General features: G+C 73.3%; 20 protein-coding genes. 4 read left to right on the top strand and 16 right to left on the bottom strand.

Going from position 1 to position 21,096, the window contains the following annotated elements:
• Positions 1 to 82: 82 nt before the first annotated feature.
• On the top strand, positions 83 to 985 hold the full coding sequence (locus ACY3FI_RS13100) for an SDR family oxidoreductase (protein WP_462547998.1): 903 nt from the start codon (positions 83 to 85) through the stop codon (positions 983 to 985).
• Between the two features lie 106 nt (positions 986 to 1,091).
• Here ACY3FI_RS13100 and ACY3FI_RS13095 read toward each other — a convergent pair whose 3' ends face one another.
• From ACY3FI_RS13095 to ACY3FI_RS13085, 3 genes are all read right to left on the bottom strand, one after another.
• Positions 1,092 to 2,390 (bottom strand): NAD(P)/FAD-dependent oxidoreductase, encoded by a 1,299-nt coding sequence (locus tag ACY3FI_RS13095; RefSeq protein WP_462547997.1) that lies wholly within the window; start codon positions 2,388 to 2,390, stop codon positions 1,092 to 1,094.
• A gap of 105 nt (positions 2,391 to 2,495) precedes the next feature.
• On the bottom strand, positions 2,496 to 3,044 hold the full coding sequence (locus tag ACY3FI_RS13090; RefSeq protein ID WP_462547996.1) for a dihydrofolate reductase family protein: 549 nt from the start codon (positions 3,042 to 3,044) through the stop codon (positions 2,496 to 2,498).
• Between the two features lie 39 nt (positions 3,045 to 3,083).
• Positions 3,084 to 3,581 carry a hypothetical protein gene (locus ACY3FI_RS13085; RefSeq protein WP_462547995.1) on the bottom strand — a complete coding sequence of 166 codons (498 nt, stop codon included), beginning with the start codon at positions 3,579 to 3,581 and terminating at the stop codon, positions 3,084 to 3,086.
• Positions 3,582 to 3,675: 94 nt separating this feature from the next.
• Here ACY3FI_RS13085 and ACY3FI_RS13080 point away from each other — a divergent pair, with 94 nt between their 5' ends.
• Entirely contained in the window at positions 3,676 to 4,446 is a 771-nt protein-coding gene (locus tag ACY3FI_RS13080) for an alpha/beta fold hydrolase (RefSeq protein ID WP_462547994.1), read from the top strand.
• The gene (locus ACY3FI_RS13075) at positions 4,443 to 5,183 is read left to right on the top strand and encodes an esterase/lipase family protein (RefSeq protein WP_462547993.1); all 741 of its coding nucleotides are present in this window, start codon (positions 4,443 to 4,445) and stop codon (positions 5,181 to 5,183) included. Before ACY3FI_RS13080 ends, ACY3FI_RS13075 begins: the two co-directional genes overlap by 4 nt.
• A 31-nt stretch (positions 5,184 to 5,214) precedes the next feature.
• Here the strand turns inward: ACY3FI_RS13075 and ACY3FI_RS13070 are convergent, their stop codons facing one another.
• The 6 genes from ACY3FI_RS13070 to ACY3FI_RS13045 form a co-directional block, all read right to left on the bottom strand.
• Complete coding sequence (locus tag ACY3FI_RS13070) at positions 5,215 to 5,601, bottom strand: VOC family protein (RefSeq protein ID WP_462547992.1); 387 nt, start codon at positions 5,599 to 5,601, stop codon at positions 5,215 to 5,217.
• Between the two features lie 182 nt (positions 5,602 to 5,783).
• The gene (locus ACY3FI_RS13065) at positions 5,784 to 6,794 is read right to left on the bottom strand and encodes a LacI family DNA-binding transcriptional regulator (protein ID WP_462547991.1); all 1,011 of its coding nucleotides are present in this window, start codon (positions 6,792 to 6,794) and stop codon (positions 5,784 to 5,786) included.
• A 25-nt stretch (positions 6,795 to 6,819) separates the two neighbouring features.
• Positions 6,820 to 7,551 carry a class I SAM-dependent methyltransferase gene (locus ACY3FI_RS13060; protein ID WP_462547990.1) on the bottom strand — a complete coding sequence of 244 codons (732 nt, stop codon included), beginning with the start codon at positions 7,549 to 7,551 and terminating at the stop codon, positions 6,820 to 6,822.
• A gap of 25 nt (positions 7,552 to 7,576) precedes the next feature.
• Positions 7,577 to 8,164 (bottom strand): immunity protein CdiI family protein, encoded by a 588-nt coding sequence (locus ACY3FI_RS13055; protein WP_462547989.1) that lies wholly within the window; start codon positions 8,162 to 8,164, stop codon positions 7,577 to 7,579.
• Between the two features lie 390 nt (positions 8,165 to 8,554).
• Positions 8,555 to 8,935, bottom strand: a complete 381-nt coding sequence (locus ACY3FI_RS13050) for a VOC family protein (protein WP_462547988.1) — start codon at positions 8,933 to 8,935, stop codon at positions 8,555 to 8,557.
• A 42-nt stretch (positions 8,936 to 8,977) separates the two neighbouring features.
• Entirely contained in the window at positions 8,978 to 9,631 is a 654-nt protein-coding gene (locus ACY3FI_RS13045) for a CatA-like O-acetyltransferase (RefSeq protein WP_462547987.1), read from the bottom strand.
• A gap of 75 nt (positions 9,632 to 9,706) precedes the next feature.
• On the opposite strand from ACY3FI_RS13045, the gene ACY3FI_RS13040 reads away from it, so the two are divergent.
• On the top strand, positions 9,707 to 10,249 hold the full coding sequence (locus ACY3FI_RS13040; protein WP_462547986.1) for a YbaK/EbsC family protein: 543 nt from the start codon (positions 9,707 to 9,709) through the stop codon (positions 10,247 to 10,249).
• Between the two features lie 6 nt (positions 10,250 to 10,255).
• Here ACY3FI_RS13040 and ACY3FI_RS13035 read toward each other — a convergent pair whose 3' ends face one another.
• The 7 genes from ACY3FI_RS13035 to ACY3FI_RS13005 all read right to left on the bottom strand — a co-directional run bounded on the left by ACY3FI_RS13035 (position 10,256) and on the right by ACY3FI_RS13005 (position 21,025).
• A complete protein-coding gene (locus ACY3FI_RS13035) occupies positions 10,256 to 10,882 on the bottom strand; it encodes a hypothetical protein (protein WP_462547984.1) in 627 nt (208 codons plus the stop codon).
• 62 nt (positions 10,883 to 10,944) lie between these two features.
• Complete coding sequence (gene hrpA / locus ACY3FI_RS13030; protein ID WP_462547983.1) at positions 10,945 to 14,811, bottom strand: ATP-dependent RNA helicase HrpA; 3,867 nt, start codon at positions 14,809 to 14,811, stop codon at positions 10,945 to 10,947.
• A 30-nt stretch (positions 14,812 to 14,841) separates the two neighbouring features.
• Positions 14,842 to 16,677 carry a thioredoxin domain-containing protein gene (locus tag ACY3FI_RS13025; RefSeq protein WP_462547982.1) on the bottom strand — a complete coding sequence of 612 codons (1,836 nt, stop codon included), beginning with the start codon at positions 16,675 to 16,677 and terminating at the stop codon, positions 14,842 to 14,844.
• Between the two features lie 66 nt (positions 16,678 to 16,743).
• A complete protein-coding gene (locus tag ACY3FI_RS13020; RefSeq protein ID WP_462547981.1) occupies positions 16,744 to 17,289 on the bottom strand; it encodes an AAA family ATPase in 546 nt (181 codons plus the stop codon).
• Between the two features lie 2 nt (positions 17,290 to 17,291).
• Positions 17,292 to 18,359, bottom strand: a complete 1,068-nt coding sequence (locus ACY3FI_RS13015) for an NAD-dependent epimerase/dehydratase family protein (RefSeq protein WP_462547980.1) — start codon at positions 18,357 to 18,359, stop codon at positions 17,292 to 17,294.
• 71 nt (positions 18,360 to 18,430) lie between these two features.
• Positions 18,431 to 19,291 (bottom strand): sulfurtransferase, encoded by an 861-nt coding sequence (locus ACY3FI_RS13010; protein WP_462547978.1) that lies wholly within the window; start codon positions 19,289 to 19,291, stop codon positions 18,431 to 18,433.
• A 177-nt stretch (positions 19,292 to 19,468) separates the two neighbouring features.
• Positions 19,469 to 21,025, bottom strand: a complete 1,557-nt coding sequence (locus tag ACY3FI_RS13005) for an MFS transporter (protein WP_462547977.1) — start codon at positions 21,023 to 21,025, stop codon at positions 19,469 to 19,471.
• Between the last annotated feature and the right edge of the window lie 71 nt (positions 21,026 to 21,096).

Raw genomic sequence — 21,096 nt, 5'->3', positions numbered from 1 at the left:
CTGATGACAGCAACTGACATCGAGTGGTAGCGTGATGTCAGTTCATGACATCGAGTCGTGGGCATCCGTGGAAGGAACGACCATGCACGTCTTCGTCACCGGCGCCTCCGGGTGGATCGGGTCCCACACCGTCGACGACCTCCTCGCCGCAGGACACACCGTCACCGGCCTCGCCCGCTCCGACGCCTCCGCCGAGGCCCTCGTCGCGAAGGGCGCCGCGGTCCTGCGCGGCGACCTCGACGACCTCGACGCCCTCCGTCGCGGGGCGGACGGAGCAGACGGGGTCCTGCACCTCGCCAACAAGCACGACTGGGCGGACGCCGCCGGCACGAGCGCGACCGAGCGCACCGCCGTCGAGACCCTCGCCGGCGCCCTCGTCGGCACCGACCGACCGCTCGTCGTCGCGTCGGGCGTCGCCGGGCTCGCCCCCGACCGGCCCGCGACCGAGCAGGACCCGTCGCCGTTCGTCGGCATCGCGAGCGCCCGCGGCGGCAGCGAGAACCGGGCGTTCGACTTCGTCGAGCAGGGCGTCCGGGCTGTCGCCGCCCGCTTCAGCCCCACCACCCACGGCACGGGCGACCACGGGTTCGTCGCGGCGCTCGTCGCCGTGGCCCGGGAGCGCGGCGTCGCCGGCTGGATCGGGGAGGGCACGAACCACTGGTCGGCCGTGCACGTGGTGGACGCCGCCCGACTCGTGCGGCTCGGGCTGGAGCAGGCCCCGGTCGGCACCCGCCTGCACGCCGTCGCCGAGACGGGCATCGAGACGCGTCGGATCGCCGAGGCGATCGGGGAGTCCCTCGGCCTTCCGACGACGTCGATCGACCCCGCCGACGCCGACGAGCACTTCGGCTTCATCGGGCACTTCTTCGGCATGGAGATGGCGGCCACGGCCGACGCGACGCGCGAGCTGCTCGGGTGGGAGCCGACCGGCCCCGGGCTGCTCGAGGACATCGCCGCGGGGGCGTACGCGGGCGTGCGCGGGTAGCGCGCCACCGTTCCGGAACGCAGGTGCGGACCGCAGTGGGCCGACACCGCGACGGACGGGAGGCGCGGTGCCGGCTGGCACCGCGCCTCCCGTCCGGTGGGTGGGGCTACTCGGCCTTCTGCATCTGCCAGGGCTCCGGCTCGCGGTCGCCGTTCGGGCGCACCGGGCGGACGTCGCCGACGATCGGGATCGAGCGCTTCCGCATGAACCACATGTAGCGGACGAAGAAGTGCGACAGCGTCGACAGCCGGTTGCCGTTGCCGAGCAGCGACGCGATGTGCACCGCGACCCACGCCACCCACGCGAGCGGGCCGACCATGGTGATCCCGCCGCGGAGCTGGGCGACCGCGGCGTTCGTGCCGATCGTCGCCATCGTGCCCTTGTCGAAGTACTTCAGGTGCTCGGTCGGCTTGCCCTCGAGGCGCCGGACGATCTGGCGCGCCGCGTGCCGTCCGCCCTGCAGTGCGGGCTGGGCGAGCTGCGCGAGGGCGTCGTCCTGCGCGGCGATGTCACCCGCCGACCAGATGCGCTCGACGCCCTTCACGCTCAGGTCGTCGTTCACCTGGATACGGCCGCCGTGGGTCTGCGGCAAACCCCACCCCGAGACCTCCTTGTGCGCGGCGACGCCGGTGGCCCAGATGACCTGCGACGCGGGGATGAACTCGCCGTCAGCGGTCACGACGCCGTCGGGCTTCACCTCGGCGACGCCCGTGTTCAGACGGAGCACGACACCGCGCTTCCGCAGGATCTTCGCGGCGTACCGGCGCAGGCGCGGGGCGAACGGCTTGAGGAGCTCGCCGCTGCGGTGCACGAGGGTGATCGAGATGTTGCCGCGCTCGATCTCCGGGTAGGCGCCGACGAGAGCCTGGTCGCGGAGCTCGGCGAGGGCGCCCGCCATCTCGACGCCGGTCGCGCCGCCGCCGACGATGACGATCTTGATCTCGTCGGGTCCCTGCTTCGCCGCGGCCTGTTCGAGCCGGGTGAACAGCTCGTCACGGATGCGGAGGGCCTGGGAACGGGAGTACATCGAGTAGGCGTACTCGTACGCCCCGGGCGTGCCGAAGTAGCTCGTGTTCACGCCGTTCGCCAGGATCAGCCAGTCGTAGTGCAGGTGCTCGCCGTCGGACATCTCGGCGATGCGCTGCTCGGTGTCGATGCCGGTGAGCAGGCCGTGGCGGAACTCGGCGTTCGACTGCTTGGCGCGGAGGCTCCGCAGGAAGTACGTCACGTCGCCGGCGTTCAGGCCACCCGTCGCCACCTGGTACATGAGCGGCTGGAACATGTTGTAGACGTGGCGGTCGACGAGCGTCACCCGGACCGGTGCATCGGCCAGCTCGCGCATGGCGGCGACCCCGGCGAATCCACCGCCGACGATGACGACGTGCGGGCGGGTGTCCTCGGGCATGCTGACTCCGGAGTGCTGGAGGGTGGAACGGTCACCCCCGAGGGTACGCGCGCTCAGGTGCCTCTCGGTCCACCGTGCAGTGCTGGCCGCGCCGCCGTCGCGTGCTCAGCCGTCGAACCGCCCGTAGGTGTTCAGCACGTTGCCCTTGCTCGTCACGGTGCTGTCGACCAGGCGCAGGCGCGTCGGCGGGTCGGTCGGCTCGAAGAGCTTCCGGCCGCTGCCGGCGATCGCGGGGTGGATCATCAGCTGGAGTTCGTCGAGCACCCCGGCGAAGAGCAGGCTGCGGACGAGGGTGATGCTGCCGCAGACCGCGATGTCCTTCCCCTCGGACTGCTTGAGCTCCCGCACGAAGTCGGGCACGTCGCCGGTGATGCGGGTGCTGTTCTCCCACGCCAGGTCGTCGCCGAGCGTGGTCGAGGCCACGTGCTTCTCGATCGGGTTGATCCACTGTCCGAAGGGGTCGTCGAGGTGCGCGGGCCACCACTCGGCCCACTCGGTGTAGCTGTTCCGGCCGAGCAGGACCGTGTCCGTCCGGTCCATCCAGGCGCCCATCGCGGTGCCGAGCTCGGCGTCGAAGGAGTCGTACTGGTAGTTGTACGGGTCCTGCACGACGCCGTCGACGGAGGTGAAGAGTCCCGAGGTGACCTTGCGCATGCTCGGAGCATAGGGCGGCTGCGACCCCGGGTCGAGGGGTCAGGTGCCGGAGGTGCCCGTGCCGTCGCTGCTGGCCCCCGAGCCGCCGGCCCCCGAGCCGCTGGTCCCCGATCCGCCGCTCCCCGAGTCGCTGGTCCCCGGGAACCCGCCACCACCGCCGGGGAACTGGTTCGTCCCGCCGTTCGTCCCCGGCACCTGGGTGGTCGTGGCCGTGTGGCCGCCGATCGCGTGTCCCACCGCGAAGCCGACCCCGCCACCGGCGAGGAGCGCCGCCAGTCCGACCGCCACGGCGATCACCGGCCAGAACCACGGCGGCCGTGGACCGCCGCGTCGAGCCGGAGCGGCGGATGCGCCGTACCAGGTCGTGCCGGTCGTGCCACCGGTCCACTGCGGGACGGTGGTCGAGTACGGTGCGGCGCCGGGAGCCGTGGGCGTGCCCGTGTCGGCGGCCGGCGCGGCACCCCAGCCCGCGGGAGCCGCCGGGTACGGGGAGGTGGCGGTGCCGGGAGCCGGGCTGGTGGGGGTGTCGTCGCTCATGGCAGCAGTGCACACCGACTCACCAAGAGGAGTCGATGACGGCCCTGACGGAACGCTGAGCCGCGCGCGCAGGCCGTCCGCGTAGGTTCGATCCGTGCGCGCCAGGGTCGAGACAGTCCACATCGACGGCCTCCCCGTGCGGTTGCACACCACCGCGCCGGCCGGACTGCTCCGCGGCTCCGCGGCCCCGACCGTCGTCCTCGTGCACGGCATCGGCATGTCCCACCGGTCGTTCGACCGGTCGCAGCCGCTGCTCGCCGCCACGCACCGGACGGTGAGCGTCGACCTGCCGGGCTTCGGCGGCCTCCCGCCAGCGGGGCGACAGCTGACGATGGCGCAGCTCGGGGACCTCGTCGTCCGTGCCGTCCGGGCGCGCGGCGCCGGTGACCTCGTGCTCGTCGGGCAGTCGATGGGGACGCAGGTCGTCGCCGAGGCGGCCCGCCTGCACCCCGGGGTCGTCCGCGCCGTCGTGCTCATCGGCCCGGTGATCGAGGACACGCGCCGGTCTGCGCTGCTGCAGGCGTTCGCCCTCGGGCGCGACGGCTTCGTGGAGTCACCGCGGATGAACGGCGTGCTGGTCGTCGACTACCTCCGGGGCATGCGGCAGTACCGGCACGAACTCCGCCCGATGATCGAGCACCCCATCGAGGACACCGTGGCGGAGCTCGGACAGCCCGTGCTCGTCCTCCGCGGGACGCAGGACCCGATCGCCCGGCACGACTGGTCGGCGCGGCTCGCGGCCCTCGCCCGACGCGGACGTCTCGTCGAGCTGCCCGGCCCGCACCACGTGCAGCAGCGGCAGCCCGTCGACTTCGCGCGGCTGGTCTCGGAGACCGCCCGCACCGGCGACCGGGCGAGCCGATGACGACCGACCCGGCCACGTCGGGAGGCGACCCGACGCGGACCACGGGAGCCGCGCCTCCAGACCGGGTCTCGCTGGCCCGGCGCGGATGGTGGGCCACCCTCGACTGGTGGTACGCCGTCGTCTGGCAGGTCCGCAGCCTCGGGCCGACCACGGCGGACGACTACCGGAGCGGCGACCGGCAGGCCGTCGTGGTGATCCCCGGCGTCTACGAGACCTGGCACTTCATGCGGCCGCTGATGGACGCGCTGCACGACCGCGGCCACCCGGTGCACGTGCTGCCGGTCCTCCGGCACAACCTGCGGCCGGTGCCGGACGCCGCACGCGAGGTGCTCGGGTACCTCGAGGAGCACGACCTGCGCAACGTCCTGCTCGTGGCGCACAGCAAGGGGGGGCTCATCGGGAAGTACGCGATGACGCGGCTCGACGACCACGGACGGATCGACCGGATGGTCGCGGTGTCGACGCCGTTCGGCGGGTCGGGCTACGCGCGGCTCGCACCGGTGCGGCACCTCCGGGCGTTCAGGGCGGCGGACCCGGTGCTGTCCGCACTCGCGCGGGAGCTCGACGTGAACACGCGGATCACCTCGGTCTTCGGGGTGTTCGACACGCTCATCCCGGAGGGGAGTGCGCTCGTCGGGGCCACGAACGTGCGGCTGCCGGTGGGAGGGCACTTCCGAATCCTCGCGGACGCGCGGACACGGGCGGCGGTGCTGGCGGCGGCGGACCCGGAGGCGTGACGCGGGCGGCTGCGCTCAGGCGCGGTTGCGCTCAGGCACCGGGCAGGAACAGGCAGAACGGGTGCCCGTCCGGGTCGAGCAGCACCCGGACGTCGTCCTGCGGCTGGTACTCGGCCTGTCGTGCCCCGAGGGACTCGGCGCGGGCGACCGCCGCGGGCAGGTCCTCGACCTGGAAGTCGAGGTGCAGTTGCATCCCGGGGGCCTCGGTCGTGCCCGGCCACGTCGGCGCGACGTACGCCGGTTCGTACTGCACCGACAGGCCGGGACCCTCGTCGGGGCGCACCCGGTGCCACGTGGGGTCGTCCTCGTGCACCGTCCAGCCCGTGAGCGCGCCGTAGAACCGGGCGAGGGCCGGGACGTCGGGGGACTGCAGGACGGTCGCGGTGAGCGTCGGCATCGACGGGTCGGAGGCGGTCATGCGGCGGAGCGTACGCCGGTGGCGGGCCTGGAGGCGCGGGTGCGGCCCGACGCGCAGGCGGCGGACGGGCAGCAATCGACTTCACGGCCTCAGCGACAGTCCACGCCGCGAGGCGGCCGTGAGGTGTCGCTGAGCGCGTGAGGTCGCGGCGGCCGCGCCCGGCGCCCGGCGCCCGCCGCGGCTCAGCCGCGCGGCGCCGTGCTCGCCCGCTCCACGATCCGGTGCGGGATCACGACCGTGCGCGGCGGGACCTCCCGGTCCGCGATCCTCGCCGTCAGCAGGTCGAGCGCCGCCGCCGCGAACGCCCGCCGGTCGAACGACACGGTGCTCAGCGCCGGGATCGCGTACGCCGCACCGTCGACGTCGTCGAACCCCATCACGCTGACCTGCTCCGGCACCCGCACGCCGCGCGCCGCGAGGACGTGCAGCACCCCGAACGCGATCGAGTCCGTGAACGCGAACACCGCGTCGGGCAGCGGGTTCGCGTCGAGCCACGCGCCGAACGCCGTCGCCGCGGCGCTCGTCGTCCACGCCGGCAGCGGCACGCGCAGCGACGGGTCGGCGGGGACGCCCGCGGCGTCGAGCGCCGCACGGTGTCCGCGTTCGCGCAGCTCGCTCGTCGCCGTCGCGCCCGAGGCCCGGGCAGCTCCGACGACGGCGATCCGCCGGTGTCCGAGCGCGAGCAGCCGGGCGGTGACCTCCTCCGACGCCGATCGACTGTCGACGTGCACCTGGTCGACGTGCTCCGGCTCGACCTCGCCGATGACGACGGTCGGCGGCAGCCCCTCCGTCGAGGCGAGGACGCTGGCGCTGAGCGACACCGGGTTGAGCACGAGGCCGTCCACCAGGTGTGCCCGGGCCCGCGACACGAGTTCACGCTCCTGCGCCGGGTCGCTGCCGGTCTGGTCGAGCTGCACCACCCATCCGCGCTCACGGGCGAGCTCCACGAACGACTGCGCGAGTTCCGCGGAGTAGGCGCTCCCCATCTCCGGCAGCGTCAGTGCGATCGCGCCCGACCGGCCGTTCCGGAGTCCGCGGGCGGAGAGGTTCGGCACGTAGTCGAGCTGCGTCAGCGCCTGCTCGACGCGCTCGCGGGTCTCCGGGCGCACGACTACCCCGCCGTTGATGACGTTGGAGACGGTCTTCGGCGACACCCCGGCCAGGGCGGCCACGTCCCGCACGGTCGCACGCATGCCCACACCGTAGCGCGGACGTCGCTCAGGGACGGACGTACCGGTGCACGTGCGTGACGTACGGCACGGCGACGACCTCGCGGCCGGCCGTGTCCGGGTCGCTGTCCAGCAGGTCCTCGACGTCGCGGAGGACCGCGCGCTGCTCGTCCTCGGGTCGGACGATGACGTAGCTCCGCGAGGCGACCATCGCGAGCAGGTCCTCACGGCGTTGCTCGTGCACCCACGCGATGCGCTGGTAGGTGCCCTCGTCGAACGGCTCGCCGATCCGCGGGAGCCCGTAGTCCATCACGAGCGACTCCGGCCGCTTCACGACCTCGCCGAGCCGGGCGGCCCAGGCCAGGGTCTCGTCGCGGACGTTCCACACGAGCCCGAGCACGCCACCCGGTCGGAGGACCCGGGCGACCTCCGCCGCTCCGGCGACCGGGTCGACCCAGTGCCATGACTGCGCGAAGGTGACCACGTCGGCGGACCCGTCGGGCAGCGGCATCGCCTCGCCGGTCCCGTCGAGCGCCCGCACGCCCGGGACCGCGCGGGCGAGCCGCTCCCGCATCGCGGCGTCCGGCTCGACGGCGACGACCTCGGCACCCCGCCCGGTCAGCGTCGTCGTGAACTTGCCCGTCCCCGCGCCGACGTCGACCACCAGCCTCGCGCCGTCCGGCACGAGGGCGTCGGCGACGGCCTGCGGGTAACCCGGCCGACCGCGGTCGTACGCGTCGACGGCGGCACCGAAGGAGCGGGCGTGCTGTTCCGAGACCATGCGCCCACCCTGCACCCCGGACGGCTCAGCCGCGAGCACCGCCGAGGAACAGCACCCGAGCGCCGAGCCCGAGGTCCGCCTGCAGCAGGCCGGCAGTCCGGAGCCCCAGCGCGCGCGCGGCAGCGTCGCCGGCCCCTCCGCCGGCACGCTCGGTCACCGCGCGCCAGGCGACGACGGCGCGGGCTGCCTGCGAGCGGCCCCCGGCCTCGAGGACGGTCCGGACGTCTGCCCGCCCGTCGATCCGGTGTTCGACGTCCGTCCCGTGCCGGTCGGCCGAGAGCAGGACCCACCGCCCCGACTCCGTCCAACAGTCGATGCCGTCGCCCGCGCCGCACCACACGACGGTGTCGTCGCCGAGCTCGAGCTGCAGGGCGCTGGCCAGCGCGAAGGCCTCCACTCGGTGCCGTTCCGCCACGGCATCGGACGGCCAGGCGAAGTCGGGCTCGGCCCGGTCGTCGTACACGTCGTTCCACGCGCGCAGCCGATCACGGAGTCCGTCGCTCGACCCGAGCCGTCCGGCGTCCACGAGCCCGGCGTCCTCGAACCCGCCCCGAGCCCACAGCGGCGAGTCGTCGACGCCGTACTCGGCCATGACGAGGACGGTCCGGTGCACGAGATGAGCGTACGTCCGATCCCGGGTCCGACTGTCCGGAAGGTGCACAGCTGGGAACGGACGCGCCGCGATGACGTACCGTCGCCTGCGCTACTCCGCGGACCCTAGCCGCGGATGCCCGGACCCCCTGTTACCCGGGTAGGCCTCGTCCAGACCATGCGTCGAACCCGACGGCGTCGTAGCGCGAGGGCGTCCGACCCGGACCCGAACTCAGCGTCGGCCGCCCTCGCACCGGGACACGCGCGTCGCGGGTTCACCCCCGGAGCGCGGTGGCGGCGTACAGGATCCGCAGCGGCGGACGGGAGGCGCGTTGCCGGCCCGGTGCGGCGGTCGCCTCGGCACGGCGCGGTCTGGAGGCGCGGTGCGGCGCCGCCCCGCGCCTCCCGTCCGTCACCGCGGACCGGCCACCCCGACGAGGTTCCCCGCGGGATCGCGGAAGTGACCGACCGTCACCCCGCCACCCTCGTTCCGCTGCGGCTGCAGGACGACGGTGCCGCCGAGCTCCTCGACGCGCCGCAGTGCGGCGGCGGCGTCGTCGACGCCGACGTAGAAGAGGGCGTGGGCCGCGTGGCCGGGTCCTCCGCCGATGCCTCCCGCCACCGGGCCGGCACCGTCGACCGGGTCGAGGAAGGAGTACGAGGACGGCTCGGAGACCGCCTCGGCAACGGGGGCACCGGCGGGGGAGTCCCAGCCGAAGAGTGCCGCGTAGAAGGCACGGAGCCGGTCGGGGTCAGGTCCGATCAGCTCCACGTGGACGACCGCGTTCACCATGCGGCCGTTGTACTCCCTCGCAGGACGTGCCGGGCCGGGCGGTCAGCGCACCCAGGACGGGTCGGCGAACAGGGCCTGCAGCTCGGTCGTGAACCGGCTGCCGTGGAACCCGTCGGCCGCGGCGTGGTTGATCTGGAACGCGAACGGCATGAGCGTCCGGTCGCCGACCGTGCGGTACCGGCCGATGGTCGTGATCGGCAGCAGGTGGTCCCCGAGGTCGGCGATGTGCAGCGCGAAGCCGGTGAAGGACGACCCGGGGATGGTGGACACGTCGAACACGTTCGTCGGTCGGTCGTCCTGCGGGAACATCCGGGTGTCGCCCTGGTACCGGTCGATCGTCGTGACGGCGTCGTCGTGGAAGCGTCGCGGGTCGTCGTCGTACCGAACGGCGAGGGCGGAGAAGGTCTCGGTCTCGGGGTGGAAGACCGTGAACATCGGGTGTACGACGTCCCAGACCCCGGGCGACCCGTCCTGCCGGAGCTGCATCCGGAACTCCTCGTGCCGGTTCACGACCGTGGCGATCGCCCAGATCTGCGAGGCGTACGTCCGCACACCGGCGCGCCGGACGGCGTCGACGAAGGCCGTGACGTCGAGCTCGACGGTCATCTCCCACGAGCAGGGCACCCGTCGGCGGTAGTGCTCGAAGTGCTCGCGGCGGGGCCAGCGGTCGAGGTCGATCGGTCGCAGCTCGCTCATGCGGCCATCCTGGTCCCCCTGCGCACTCCGGGCCGCCTGACCGGCCTCGCGTCCGAGCCTCCCTAGGCTCGGGGCATGCCGACGCTCGACCGTGTCCCCGCCCTCGTCGCGACCGGGTTCCTCGCGATCCCCGTCGCCGAGGCCCTCGTCGCCCTGCCGAGCGACCTGCTCTCGACGGTGCAGGGCGCGCCGATCGACGCCGACCTCGCGGACACCGCCGCGTTCTCGGAGGCGTACGGCTACCCGCTGTCCGGCGGCGCGAACTGCATCGTCGTCGTGGGCAAGCGTGGCGAGGACGTCCGGTACGCCGCGTGCGTGGTGCTCGCGTCCACGAAGCTCGACGTGAACCGCGTCGTCAAGCAGCTGCTCGACGTGCGGAAGGCGAGCTTCGCCCCGATGGAGGACGCGGTCGCGCTCACCGGCATGGAGTACGGCGGCATCACGCCGATCGGGCTGCCGTCGGACTGGCCGGTGTACATCGACGCCCGCGTGCTCCGTGCGCCCGAGGTCGTCATCGGGGCAGGACGACGGGGCGCGAAGCTGTTCCTGCCGGGGGCGACCCTGGCCGCGATGCCCGGCGTGACGGTGGTCGAGGGGCTCGCGACCGAGGCGGAGTGACGCGGTTTAGCTCGTGGGCGTCAGGGGGAAGCAGCCGTCCTCGTCGTCGGGCGCGAGGGCGCCGATCCGTTCCTCGACCACCGTGGAGTGCGCCGTGCCGAGCATGCCGGTCCAGTCGACCCGGACGCCGGTGAACGCTCCGGAGACGTCGTCGTCCCGGCGGTGGAGGTCCGCGATGACGACGAGCGCGCCGTGCGCCGGCACGGACAGGTCCCGAGGTGCGGTGAAGGGCCGCCCGTCGTGGAGGCTCGCGACGGTGTCGCCGAGCGTGTTGTCCAGGTGGCTGTCCGGGCGGGGCGCGTGCCGGAGGACCGAGGCCGTCAGCTCGGTGTCTCGGAGCCCGGTCGCTCCGCTGACACGGAGGCGGTCGACGTGCACGGCGGAATCGCTGTGGTTCCGGACGATGAACCGTGCGGCCAACCGCGTCGGGTCGGGGTCCGTCGTCGGCGTGGGGCCCGCCGAACCGCAGAAGCCGCCGCCGTTCGTCGTCAGCGGGAGCGGCTCGTGCACGAGCCGGTAGCCGCTCACCCCGACGGCGGCACAGACCGTGACGGCCACCAGTGCTCCGACCAGGACGATCGCCAGTCGTCGTCGGCGTCTGATCGCGGTCCGGCTGTCCTCGTCCCCCTGCATGACCACAGGCTAGTGCCGGCCGACGGGGCCGCGCGGCCCCCGTCCGCCCGGCCCGGCACTGCTCACCGGGCGGCGGCGAGGGCCTTCGTGATCCGCTGCAGCGAGACCGTCTCGGCGGTCCCGAGCTCCTGCGCGAACAGGCTCAGGCGGAACTCCTCGAGCATCCACCGTGCGTGCACGAGCTCCGGGTGCGCGCCCTCGGCCGGCGGGAAGGTCCCCCCGGCGTCGAGGTAGCGGTCGGTGGCGACGCTGACCTCACGCATCCACCCGGCATCACGTCCGGGGTTCTGCAGGAGCTTCTGCACGCGCGCGTCGACGCCCTGCAGGTACACGCGGATGCGACGGAGTCGGTCGAGCCCGGCGGTGGACACGAACCCGGGGAACACCAGGCGCTCCACCTGCTGTCGCATGTCGGTGAGCGCCGGGAGCAGCGCCATCGAGTTCGCCTGCTTCATCGACCTGTCGGCAGCGCGCTGCGCGCCGAGGACGGCCGCGACCTCGGACACCGCCGTGAACATCGTGTCGACCACGGTGGCGGACACGGCGTCGCGCACGGCCTCGAACTCCGCCTTCGTGAACACCAGGCCGTCGGGGTGGCTCCGGCGGATGCCGGCGTCGACGACCGCGGCGAGCACGTCGTCGAACAGCGCCGCCGTCGACGGGTACGGGCTCGCGGCGAGCGCGAGCTTCTCCTGCGCCGTCAGGTGCGACTGGATGTACGACACCGGCGAGGGCACCGCGTGCATCACGAGGCGACGGACGCCGGCGGGCATGCGGACGGAGCGGTCGCCGGGGGTCGCGAGGAGTTGCACGCCGACCGTCGCCTTCGGGCCCTCGCCCTCGGCCACGAGCGCCGGGTACGCCCGGATGACGCCGCCGGCCTGCTTCGTGTCGAGCTGCTGCGGCAGGTCCTGGTCCGGCCAGGCCGTCAGGCCCGACCGCTCCACCTGCGTACCGGCGGCCGCCCCGGCGACGCGCGCCGCGCCTCCAGACCGCGACGCAGCGCGAGCGGTGGCGGAGGCGACGCTCTGCTGGGTGCGGTCCTTGAGCTTGGTCTGCAGGACCGACAGGTCCTTGCCGGTCTCGACCCGGCGCCCCCGCTCGTCGACGACCGCCCAGGTCGGCAGGAGGTGCGGCGGGACCCGTGACAGGTCGAAGTCGGACTCCGACACCGGCACGTAGGTCATCCGCTGGATGGCCTTGGCGAGCGTCGCGCGGAACGACTCGGTGGGCTCGGTCGGGGCGTCGTCGGGGAGTTCGGCGACGATCTTCTCCGCCCAGTCGGCGGCCGGCACGACGTTCTTGCGGATCTGCTTCGGCAGCGACTTGATGAGGGCGGTGACGAGCTCGCGACGGAGGCCGCGCACCTGCCAGTCGAAGCCCTCCTCGCGCATGCGGGGGAGCAGCGCGAGCGGCACCTGGACGCTCACGCCGTCGTCCTGCGCACCCGGCTCGAAGCGGTACTTGATCGCGAGCCGCTGGTCGCCAGAGCGCCACTGCGTCGGGTACTCCTGCTGGTCCTGCGCTGCCTCGGCGGCGTCCTCGTCGAGGAGGTCCTCGCGGCGCATCGTGAGCAGGTCGGGCTGCTCGCGGCGGGTGGACCGCCACCAGCCCTCGAAGTCCCGCGTCGTCGCGACGTCGGCGGGGATGCGGGCGTCGTAGAACTCGTACACCCGCTCGTCGTCGAACAGGATGTCGCGGCGCCGGGTGCGCTCCTCGAGCTGCTCGAGTTCCTTGCGGAGTCGGCGGTTGTCGCGGTCGAAGGACTGCTGCGCGTCCCACTCACCCTCGACCAGGGCGTGCCGGATGAACAGCTCGCGCGAGTGCTCCGGGTCGACGCGCTTGTACTGCACGCGGCGACGCTGGACCACGGGCACGCCGAACAGGGTGACCCGCTCGTAGGCGACGACGGCGCCCTGCTTCTTCTCCCAGTGCGGTTCGCCGTAGGTGCGCTTGAGCAGGTCGCCGGCGAGCGGCTCCACCCACGCGGGATCGATCCTGGCGACCGTCCGGGCGAACAGGCGGCTCGTCTCGACCAGTTCGGCGGCCATCACCGCGTCGGGCTGCTTCTTCGCGAGCACGCTGCCGGGGAACACCACGAAGCGGACGTTCCGCGAGCCGAGGTAGTCGCGCTTCTCCTTGTCGCGGAGCCCGATCTGGCTGAGCAGCCCGGCGAGCAGGGAACGGTGCACGGCGTCGCCGTCCTCGGAGCGCGACTGCCCCACCCGGACGTCGACCTGCTTGGCGGCACGGGAGAGCTGGCGGTACAGGTCCTGCCACTCGCGGATGCGCAGGTGGTTGAGGAACTCGGCCTTGCACAGGCGGCGGAAGGCGCTCGACGAGAGCTCCTCCTGCTTGTCCTCGACGTGGTTCCAGAGGTTGAGCAGGGTGAGGAAGTCGCTCGTCGGGTCGGCGAACCGCGCGTGCAGCTGGTCGGCGTGCGCGCGCTTCTCGAGCGGACGTTCGCGCGGGTCCTGGATGCTCAGGGCGCTGACGACGGCGATGACCTCGCGCCCGACGCCCTGCCGCCCGGCCTCGAGCACCATCCGACCGAGGCGCGGGTCGATCGGCAGTCGCGTGAGCTGCCGACCGGTCTTCGTGATCCGACCGTCGGCGTCCACCGCCCGGAGCTCGCGCAGCAGGTCGAGGCCGTCCTTGACGCCGCGGGAGTCCGGCGGCTGCAGGAACGGGAAGGCCTCGATGTCGCCGAAGCCGAGGGAGATCATCTGCAGGATCACCGCGGCGAGGTTCGTGCGGAGGATCTCGGGGTCGGTGAACTCCGGCCGTCGGTCGAAGTCCTGCTCGGAGTACAGGCGGATGGCGATGCCTGCGCTCGTGCGACCGGCACGGCCCGATCGCTGGTTCGCGCTCGCCTGGCTGATCGCCTCGATCGGCAGCCGCTGCACCTTCGCCCGCGGGGAGTACCGCGAGATGCGCGCGGTGCCGGTGTCGACGACGTACTTGATGCCCGGGACCGTCAGCGACGTCTCGGCCACGTTCGTCGCGAGCACGACCCGGCGTCGGATGCCCGGCGTGCTCCGGCGCTCGAAGACCCGGTGCTGGTCGGCGGCGGAGAGCCGTCCGTACAGGGGGAGGACCTCGGTGCCCGCGTACCGCTTGCCCTCGATGGCGTCCTGCGCGTCGCGGATCTCGTTCTCGCCGGACAGGAAGACGAGGACGTCACCCGGGTCCTCGCGCGCCAGCTCGTCGAGTGCGTCCGTGATGCCCTGCATGACGTCGCGGTCGTCGGGGGTGCGGCCGGAGCCGCTGTCGTCGGTGCGCGGATCGTCCTCGTCGTCGCGGTCCGCGGAGGGCGCGTCGTCGTCGCCGTCCTCGGCCACGAGCGGGCGGTAGCGGACCTCGACCGGGTACGTCCGGCCGGACACCTCGATGATCGGGGCGCCGCCGAAGTGCTGCGAGAAGGACTCGGGGTCGATCGTCGCGCTCGTGATGATGACCTTGAGGTCCGGACGGCGGGGCAGCAGCCGCTTCAGGTACCCGAGCAGGAAGTCGATCGTGAGGGACCGCTCGTGCGCCTCGTCGATGATGATCGTGTCGTAGCGCGTGAGGTCGCGGTCGAAGTGGATCTCGTTGAGCAGGATGCCGTCGGTCATCAGCTTGATCCGCGTGTTCGCCGACACCTTGTCGGTGAAGCGCACCTGGTAGCCGACGAGGTCGCCCAGTTCGCCGCCGAGCTCCTCGGACACGCGCTCCGCGATGGTGCGGGCCGCGATCCGTCGGGGCTGCGTGTGCCCGATGTTCTGGCGTCCGAGCTCGAGGCAGATCTTCGGCAGCTGCGTCGTCTTGCCCGAGCCGGTGGCACCGGCGACGATGACGACCTGGTGGTCGCGGATCGCGGCGGCGATGTCGTCGCGCCGCTGCGAGACCGGCAGTTCCGGCGGGTACGTGATGACGGGCGTGGCAGACATGAGCCTTCCAGGATACCGGGTCGGGCTCGCTCAGCGGGCCAGTTGCGCGAGGAGTTCGTCGGCCGTCCGCGCCGGCAGGTCGCACACGTGGTCGTGGCAGACGAACGCAGCCATGTCGAGCGCGCTGCGGGCCTCGAACAGCGAGAACCCGGCGGCAGCCCAGCCCGCGGCCTGCTCCGGCGTCACCGTCGCGGTGACGGTGCCCGGGCGCCGCGTCGTCCGGACCGCGCCGCGCAGTGGGTCGGCCGGATCCGACGCCACGACGACCACCTCGCGCGAGGGACGCTGCAGCGCGAGGGCGACGCCGAGCGCGTCCGCGTGCCCCAGGGGACGGTCGGTGCCGGTCCGGGCGCGGTCCGCGACGAGCCGGGTGGCGGCCTCGCGGTACGCGTGGTCCCCGGTCAGCGCGGCGAGCACGGTGGCGGTCGCGGCCAGGGCCACCGTGCCGGACCGGACGGCTGTCTGCGGTTGCTCACCGGTCGCGGTGCCCGCCGCGGCCAGGACCGGGTCGACCTCGAAGCGTCCGGCGAGACCGTCGTCGGCGATCGTCCGGGCGGCGACCGCGTACGAGACCTCGCCCGTGGCGAGTGCGAGTTCGAGCAACCCCTCGGCGAGCAGGCCGACGTCCTCGATCGTGGGCGGGGCCGCCGACGTGCCCCGAGGCGTGCTCGACCGCACCGCCACGTGCCCGTCCCGCACGTGCAGCGCGAGCAGGGCGTCGGCGGCGGCACGTGCCAGCCCGATCATCTCCGGGTCGCCGTACCGGACGCCCGCGATCACGAGTCCGCGGATCGCGAGGCCGTTCCACCCGGTCAGCACCTGGTCGTCGAGGGGCGGCGGGTCGAGCGTCGCCCGCTCGGCCAGCGGTCGGCGGTACCACTCGCCCTCGACGCGCCGGCCGTCGATGGTCGACTCGCTGTCCTGCGCCGCGACGAACGCCCCGTCGGGGCGGCGGAGGGTGTCGCGCAGGAAGTCCGCGATGCCCCGCGCCTGGTCCCGCCCGGCGACCGCGGACAGCCCGGCGTTGTCGTAGAGCATCCGCTCGTAGTGCGGCACGCTCCAGTCGCGCTTGGTCGCGTACCGGAACACGCCACCGTCGGCGTCGGTCAGCTCGGACGAGCGGATGGCGTCGAGGGAACGGTCGAGCAGCGCGGTCGCGCGGTCGTCGCCGTCGGCGCCGACGTCCGCCAGGAACTCGAGCAGCGGGGTGCCGGGGAACTTCGGTGCGCCGCCGAAGCCGCCGTGCTCGGTGTCCTCGGCGTCGAGGAGGGCGTCGGTCACGCTGCGCACCGCATCGACGGACGGGAGGCGCGGCTCGTCCCCGCCGTCGCCGTCACCACCGCGGGCGGCCGCGTCCGCCTCGGCGCCCTGCCGGATCGCCGTCGCGATGGCGCTCGCGTTCGCATCGACCTCGTCGCGCCGCTCGGTCCAGGCGTCGAGCACGGCCGCCGTGATCTGCCGGAACGACGGCACCTGCCCGACCGGGGTCGGCGGGAAGTACGTGCCCGCGAAGAACACCCGGCCGTCGGGGGTGAGGAACGCCGTCAAAGGCCACCCGAGCTGCTGGGTGAAGGCGCTCGCGGCGGCCATCAGGCTCGCGTCGACGTCCGGACGTTCCTCGCGGTCGACCTTCACCGACACGAAGTCGCGCCGCAGCAGCGCGCCGACCTCGGGGTCGGAGAAGGTCTCGCGCGCCATGACGTGGCACCAGTGGCACGTGGCGTACCCGACGGACACGAGCACCGGGACCCTACGCTCGCGTGCCTCGGCGAAGGCGTCCGGACCCCACTCCCGCCAGTCGACGGGATTGGCGGCGTGCTGGCGCAGGTAGGGGCTGACCGCGGTGCCGAGTCGGTTGTCGTCCATGCACCCGAGCGTGCCCGCCGGACGCTGGACACGGTGTCCGCCGCCGTCAGGCGGGGAGTCAACCCGTCAGGCTGGGAGCCACCCCGTCAGGGACGCGAGCCGTCTCGCGACCTGCTCCGGGGTGCGGCCGTCGGTGTCCACCCGGATGACCGAGTCCGCGGTGGTCGAGTCGAGCCTCCAGGCTGTCCGCGTGCTGTGCGCGAGCTGTTCCTGCGGGACCGCACCACCCGCCCGTCGCGCGAGCCGCCCGGCGGTCGTGGCGTCGTCCGCCCGGAGCAGGACGGCCGTGACCACGGGGTCGTCGCCCACCGCCGCCGCCAGCTCCTCGCGCTGGAGCACCGACACCGTGTTCGTGAACACGAGCCGGTGGTGGCCGAGCTCCCGGTACCGCGACCACAGCGTCGCCAGGTTCCGCTGGGCGAGCTGAGCGTCCGGGTGCTCGACGTGTGGCGCCGGGTACGCGAGGTCGAGGGCGTCACCCTCGATCACCGCGTGCCGGACGTCGGCCGCGGCGAGGAGGTCGTGCAGCGCCGCCGCAGCGGTCGACTTGCCGACGCCGGACCGGCCGCCGACCAGCAGCAGCTCCGCCCGGGGCAGCGCCGACCGGCCCACCGTCAGTCCAGGCCGAGCGAGAGCATCGCGAGTGCGGCGTCCTCGGGCCCGTAGTCGAACATCCGGTCCCAGAACGGGTCGGACGCCCACGGCACGTCACCGTCGGCGGGGACGGCGTGCGCGGTCTCCATCAACCAGTCGAGCTCGGGGACGACCGCGTCGGCGAACGTCGGCGGCTGCCACCCGAGCGCCTGTGCGGCGGTGGTGTCGAGCACGAACGGCGACGGCGACGACCACGGTGTGACCCCGACGAAGGCGGGGGCGTCCTGGTCGAGCAGGACCTCGTCGAACCGGTGCCCGAGGTGCGCGGCGACGGTGCGGACGATCTCGAGCGCGGTCGGTGCGGTGGCATCCGCCACGTTGAGGATCCGCCGGTCGGGAGCGTCCGCCACGAGGTGCACGAGCGAGCCGATGCCGCTCGCCGCCGTGGTGTGGTCGACGCTCCGGCCGTGGTCGGCGAGCAGCACGCGCTCCCGGCCGTCGAGCACGCGCCGCACCACGAACCACTCGCGTGGCCGCCCGATGCCCGGGCCGTACACCTTCGACGGCCGCAGCACCGTGACGGGAGCGCCGTGGTCGAGCAGCACCTGCTCGGCCGCGACCTTCGCCGCCGCGTACCCGTCGCGGCTCGTCGGGTCGGCGTCGGCCGCCGTGACGGTCGGCTGCAGCTCGGTCACCGCCGCACCGAACACGGGCTTGTCGAGCGAGTTCGAGTGCCGACCCTGTTCGTCGACGTACACCGCACGGGAGGACACGAACACCGTCGACCCGACGTCGCCGAGGAACGGCAGGAGCTGCGTCGCGTCGTCGCGCGTCGCGCCGACGGTGTCGACGAGCAGGTCCGCACCGGGGCGCAGCAGGTCGCGCAGGAGCGCGGTGTCCCGGCGGTCGCCCTGGAGGAACGTGGCACCGTCCGCCGTGAGGGCGTCGGCCACGGGGCCGCCGCGGCGCGCGACCACGTCGACCTGCCAGTCGTCACGGCCCCGGCCGGACGCGTCGAGGAGGGTGCGTGCCACCGCGGACCCGATGCCGCCGGTGCCGCCGAGGACGACGGCGCGTCTGGTGCTCATGGGGACACGGTAGCCCCGGCGCGGCAGCGCGAGGTGCCGACGTGGGGCCCGCCGCCTCGCCCACCCGGGGGTCAGACCCCCACGGTCTCCGGCTCGTGCCGCCACCAGTCGAGCAGGGAGCCGTCGTACACACGCACCTTCTCGTGCCCGAGGAGCGTCAACGCGAGCGCATCGACGCACGCCGCGCTGCCGACCCCGCAGTACGTGACGATCTCGTCGGCGTCGAGCACCGGGGCGAACGCCTGCTCCAGCGCGGGCCGACGCAGCCAGGCGTTCGTCACCGGGTCGACGAGAGTGTCGATCGTGATCGGGACACTGCCCGGGACGACGGGCGGGTGGTCGGCACCGAGCGACGCCGCGGGAGCGGCGAGCACGAGTGCTGCCGGTTCGGTGCCGGACACCGCTCGTGCGACACGGTCGTGGTCGACCCACATCGGCCGTTCCTCGCCCGCGAGGAACGCGTCCGACGCGCCGCCCGTCGGCCTCGCCGTGAGGGCGCCGACCCGGACCGGCCGGCCCTCGTCACGCCACTTCGTGAAGCCGCCGTCGAGCACCGCGACCGAGTCGAAGCCGAACGACCGGAAGGTCCACCACAGCCGCGCCGACCACTCGCCGACGCTGTCGTCGTAGACCACCACCGTGCAGTCGTTCGTGACGCCGAGGGCCCGCGCGGCAGCTTCGAAGCGCTCGGCGTCGGGACGGGTGAAGGGGAGGTCGGCGTCGGGTGCCGAGAACGCGTCGACGAGGTCGGCGTAGCGGGCGCCCGGCACGTGGCCGGATCGCTCGTAGGAGTCCTCTGCCGAGGCCCACTCGGTGCCGAGGCCGGCACCCGTGGCATGCACCGACGCGTCGAGCACGACGAGCTCGTCAGCACCGAGGTGGTCTGCGAGCCACTGCGTCGACACGAGTGGTGAGGTCAGGACGGGGGCCATGGGCGTCACGATAACCGGCGCCCCTGACGCGCGGGAGGAGTTGCGACACATCGCGCAACCCGGGTGCCTGCTCGACGCCGGTGGTCGACGATCCGCCCGCGCCACCTCCTGCACGCACGGCGGCGGCCCGCCCCGGAACCGGGACGGGCCGCCGCCGTCATGCGCGTGCGAGCGGGGTCAGTGCGCCGCGGTCGGGATGCTGCCGGTCGTGCCGGACCCGGCGTGCGCGAGCCGCTCGAGCCGCACGGACTGCCGGTTGATGAGCAGGCCACCGGCGAGGGCGACGAGCACGAGCACGCCCGCCGAGATGCCGAACGCCACGTGGTACCCGTCGAGCACCGCCTGCGCCTGCTGCAGCTTCGTCGGCGCCGCGGTCAGCCCGGACAGCCGGTCGTCCACCACGTCCGCGAAGATCGTGGAGAGCAGCGCCGTGCCGATCGAGCCACCGATCTGCTGCATGGTGTTGACCGTCGCCGAGGCCACGCCCGCGTCCGCCCGCGCCACACCGGTCGTCGCCGTGTTCATGGCCGAGGAGAAGATCGTGCCCATGCCGAGACCGATCACGATCAGTGCCGGCAGGACCGTGCCCGCGTAGGAGCTGTCGAGGTCGGTGCGGAGGAGCAGCAGGAGCCCGGTCGCGGCGACGAGGCCACCGGCGAAGATGAGCACCTTCGGCCCGACGCGGGGGAGCAGACGTCCACCGATCTGGGTCGCGGAGATCATGATCGACAGCGGCATCGGCAGGAAGGCCAGGCCGGTCTGCAGCGCGCTGAAGCCGAGCGTCTGCTCGAGGTAGTAGGTCAGGAACAGGAAGATGCCGAACATGCCGATCGCCACCAGGCCGATCGCGATGAACGAGCCGCCGCGGTCACGGTTCAGCACGACGCGCAGGGGGAGCAGCGGGTGGGCGACCCGGGTCTCGATGAACACGAAGGCCGCGATGAGCACGACGCCGGCCGCGAGCATGACGATGGTCAGGGGCGCGTCCCAGCCGTTGGTCTCGGCGTTCGAGAAGCCGTAGACCACGCCGACGAGGCCGGCGGTGATGGTGAGCACACCCGCGACGTCGATGCGGGGACGGTCGGCCTTCGGCGGCTTCGCCATGAAGACCAGCGCGCCGATCACGCCGAGGACGGCGAAGACGACGTTCACGTAGAGGCACCAGCGCCACGACGCGTACTCGGTCAGCACACCGCCGAGCAGCAGGCCGATCGCCGCACCCGAGCCGGCGATGGAACCGAAGATGCCGAACGCGCGACCGCGCTCCTTCGGGTCACGGAACGTCGTCGTGAGCATGCCGAGCGCAGACGGTGCGAGCAGCGCGCCGAACACGCCCTGCAGCGCGCGGGCGGCGACGAGCAGCCCGAAGGAGTCGGCCAGGCCGCCGAGCACCGAGGCGACCGCGAAGCCCACGAGCCCGATGATGAAGGTGTTCTTGCGGCCGAAGAGGTCACCCAGGCGTCCGCCGAGCAGCAGGAGCGACCCGAACGCGAGCGAGTAGGCGGTGACGATCCACTGCCGCTGGTCGGTGCCGAAGCCGAGGTCGGTCTGAGCCGACGGGAGCGCGATGTTCACGATGGTGGCGTCGAGCACCACCATGAGCTGGGCGAGGGCGATGACCGCCAGGGCGATCCAGCGGCGGTTGCTCTTGTCGGGCGTCGACGCGGGGGTCGTCGGTGCTGCCCCGGTGGGGGCGGCCCCGGTGGGAGCCGGCACGGTGTGTTCTGCCGTCACGGCAGCCTCCTTCTGAGAAGGGTGGTGGTGGCGGAGCACGCGCCGTCGAGCGCTTCGCGAGGAGGTGGAAC

The organism is Curtobacterium sp. RM9 (assembly GCF_054956955.1).
The sequence above is the reverse complement of the archived record's forward strand: the minus strand, read 5'-3'. Positions and strand labels throughout refer to the sequence as shown.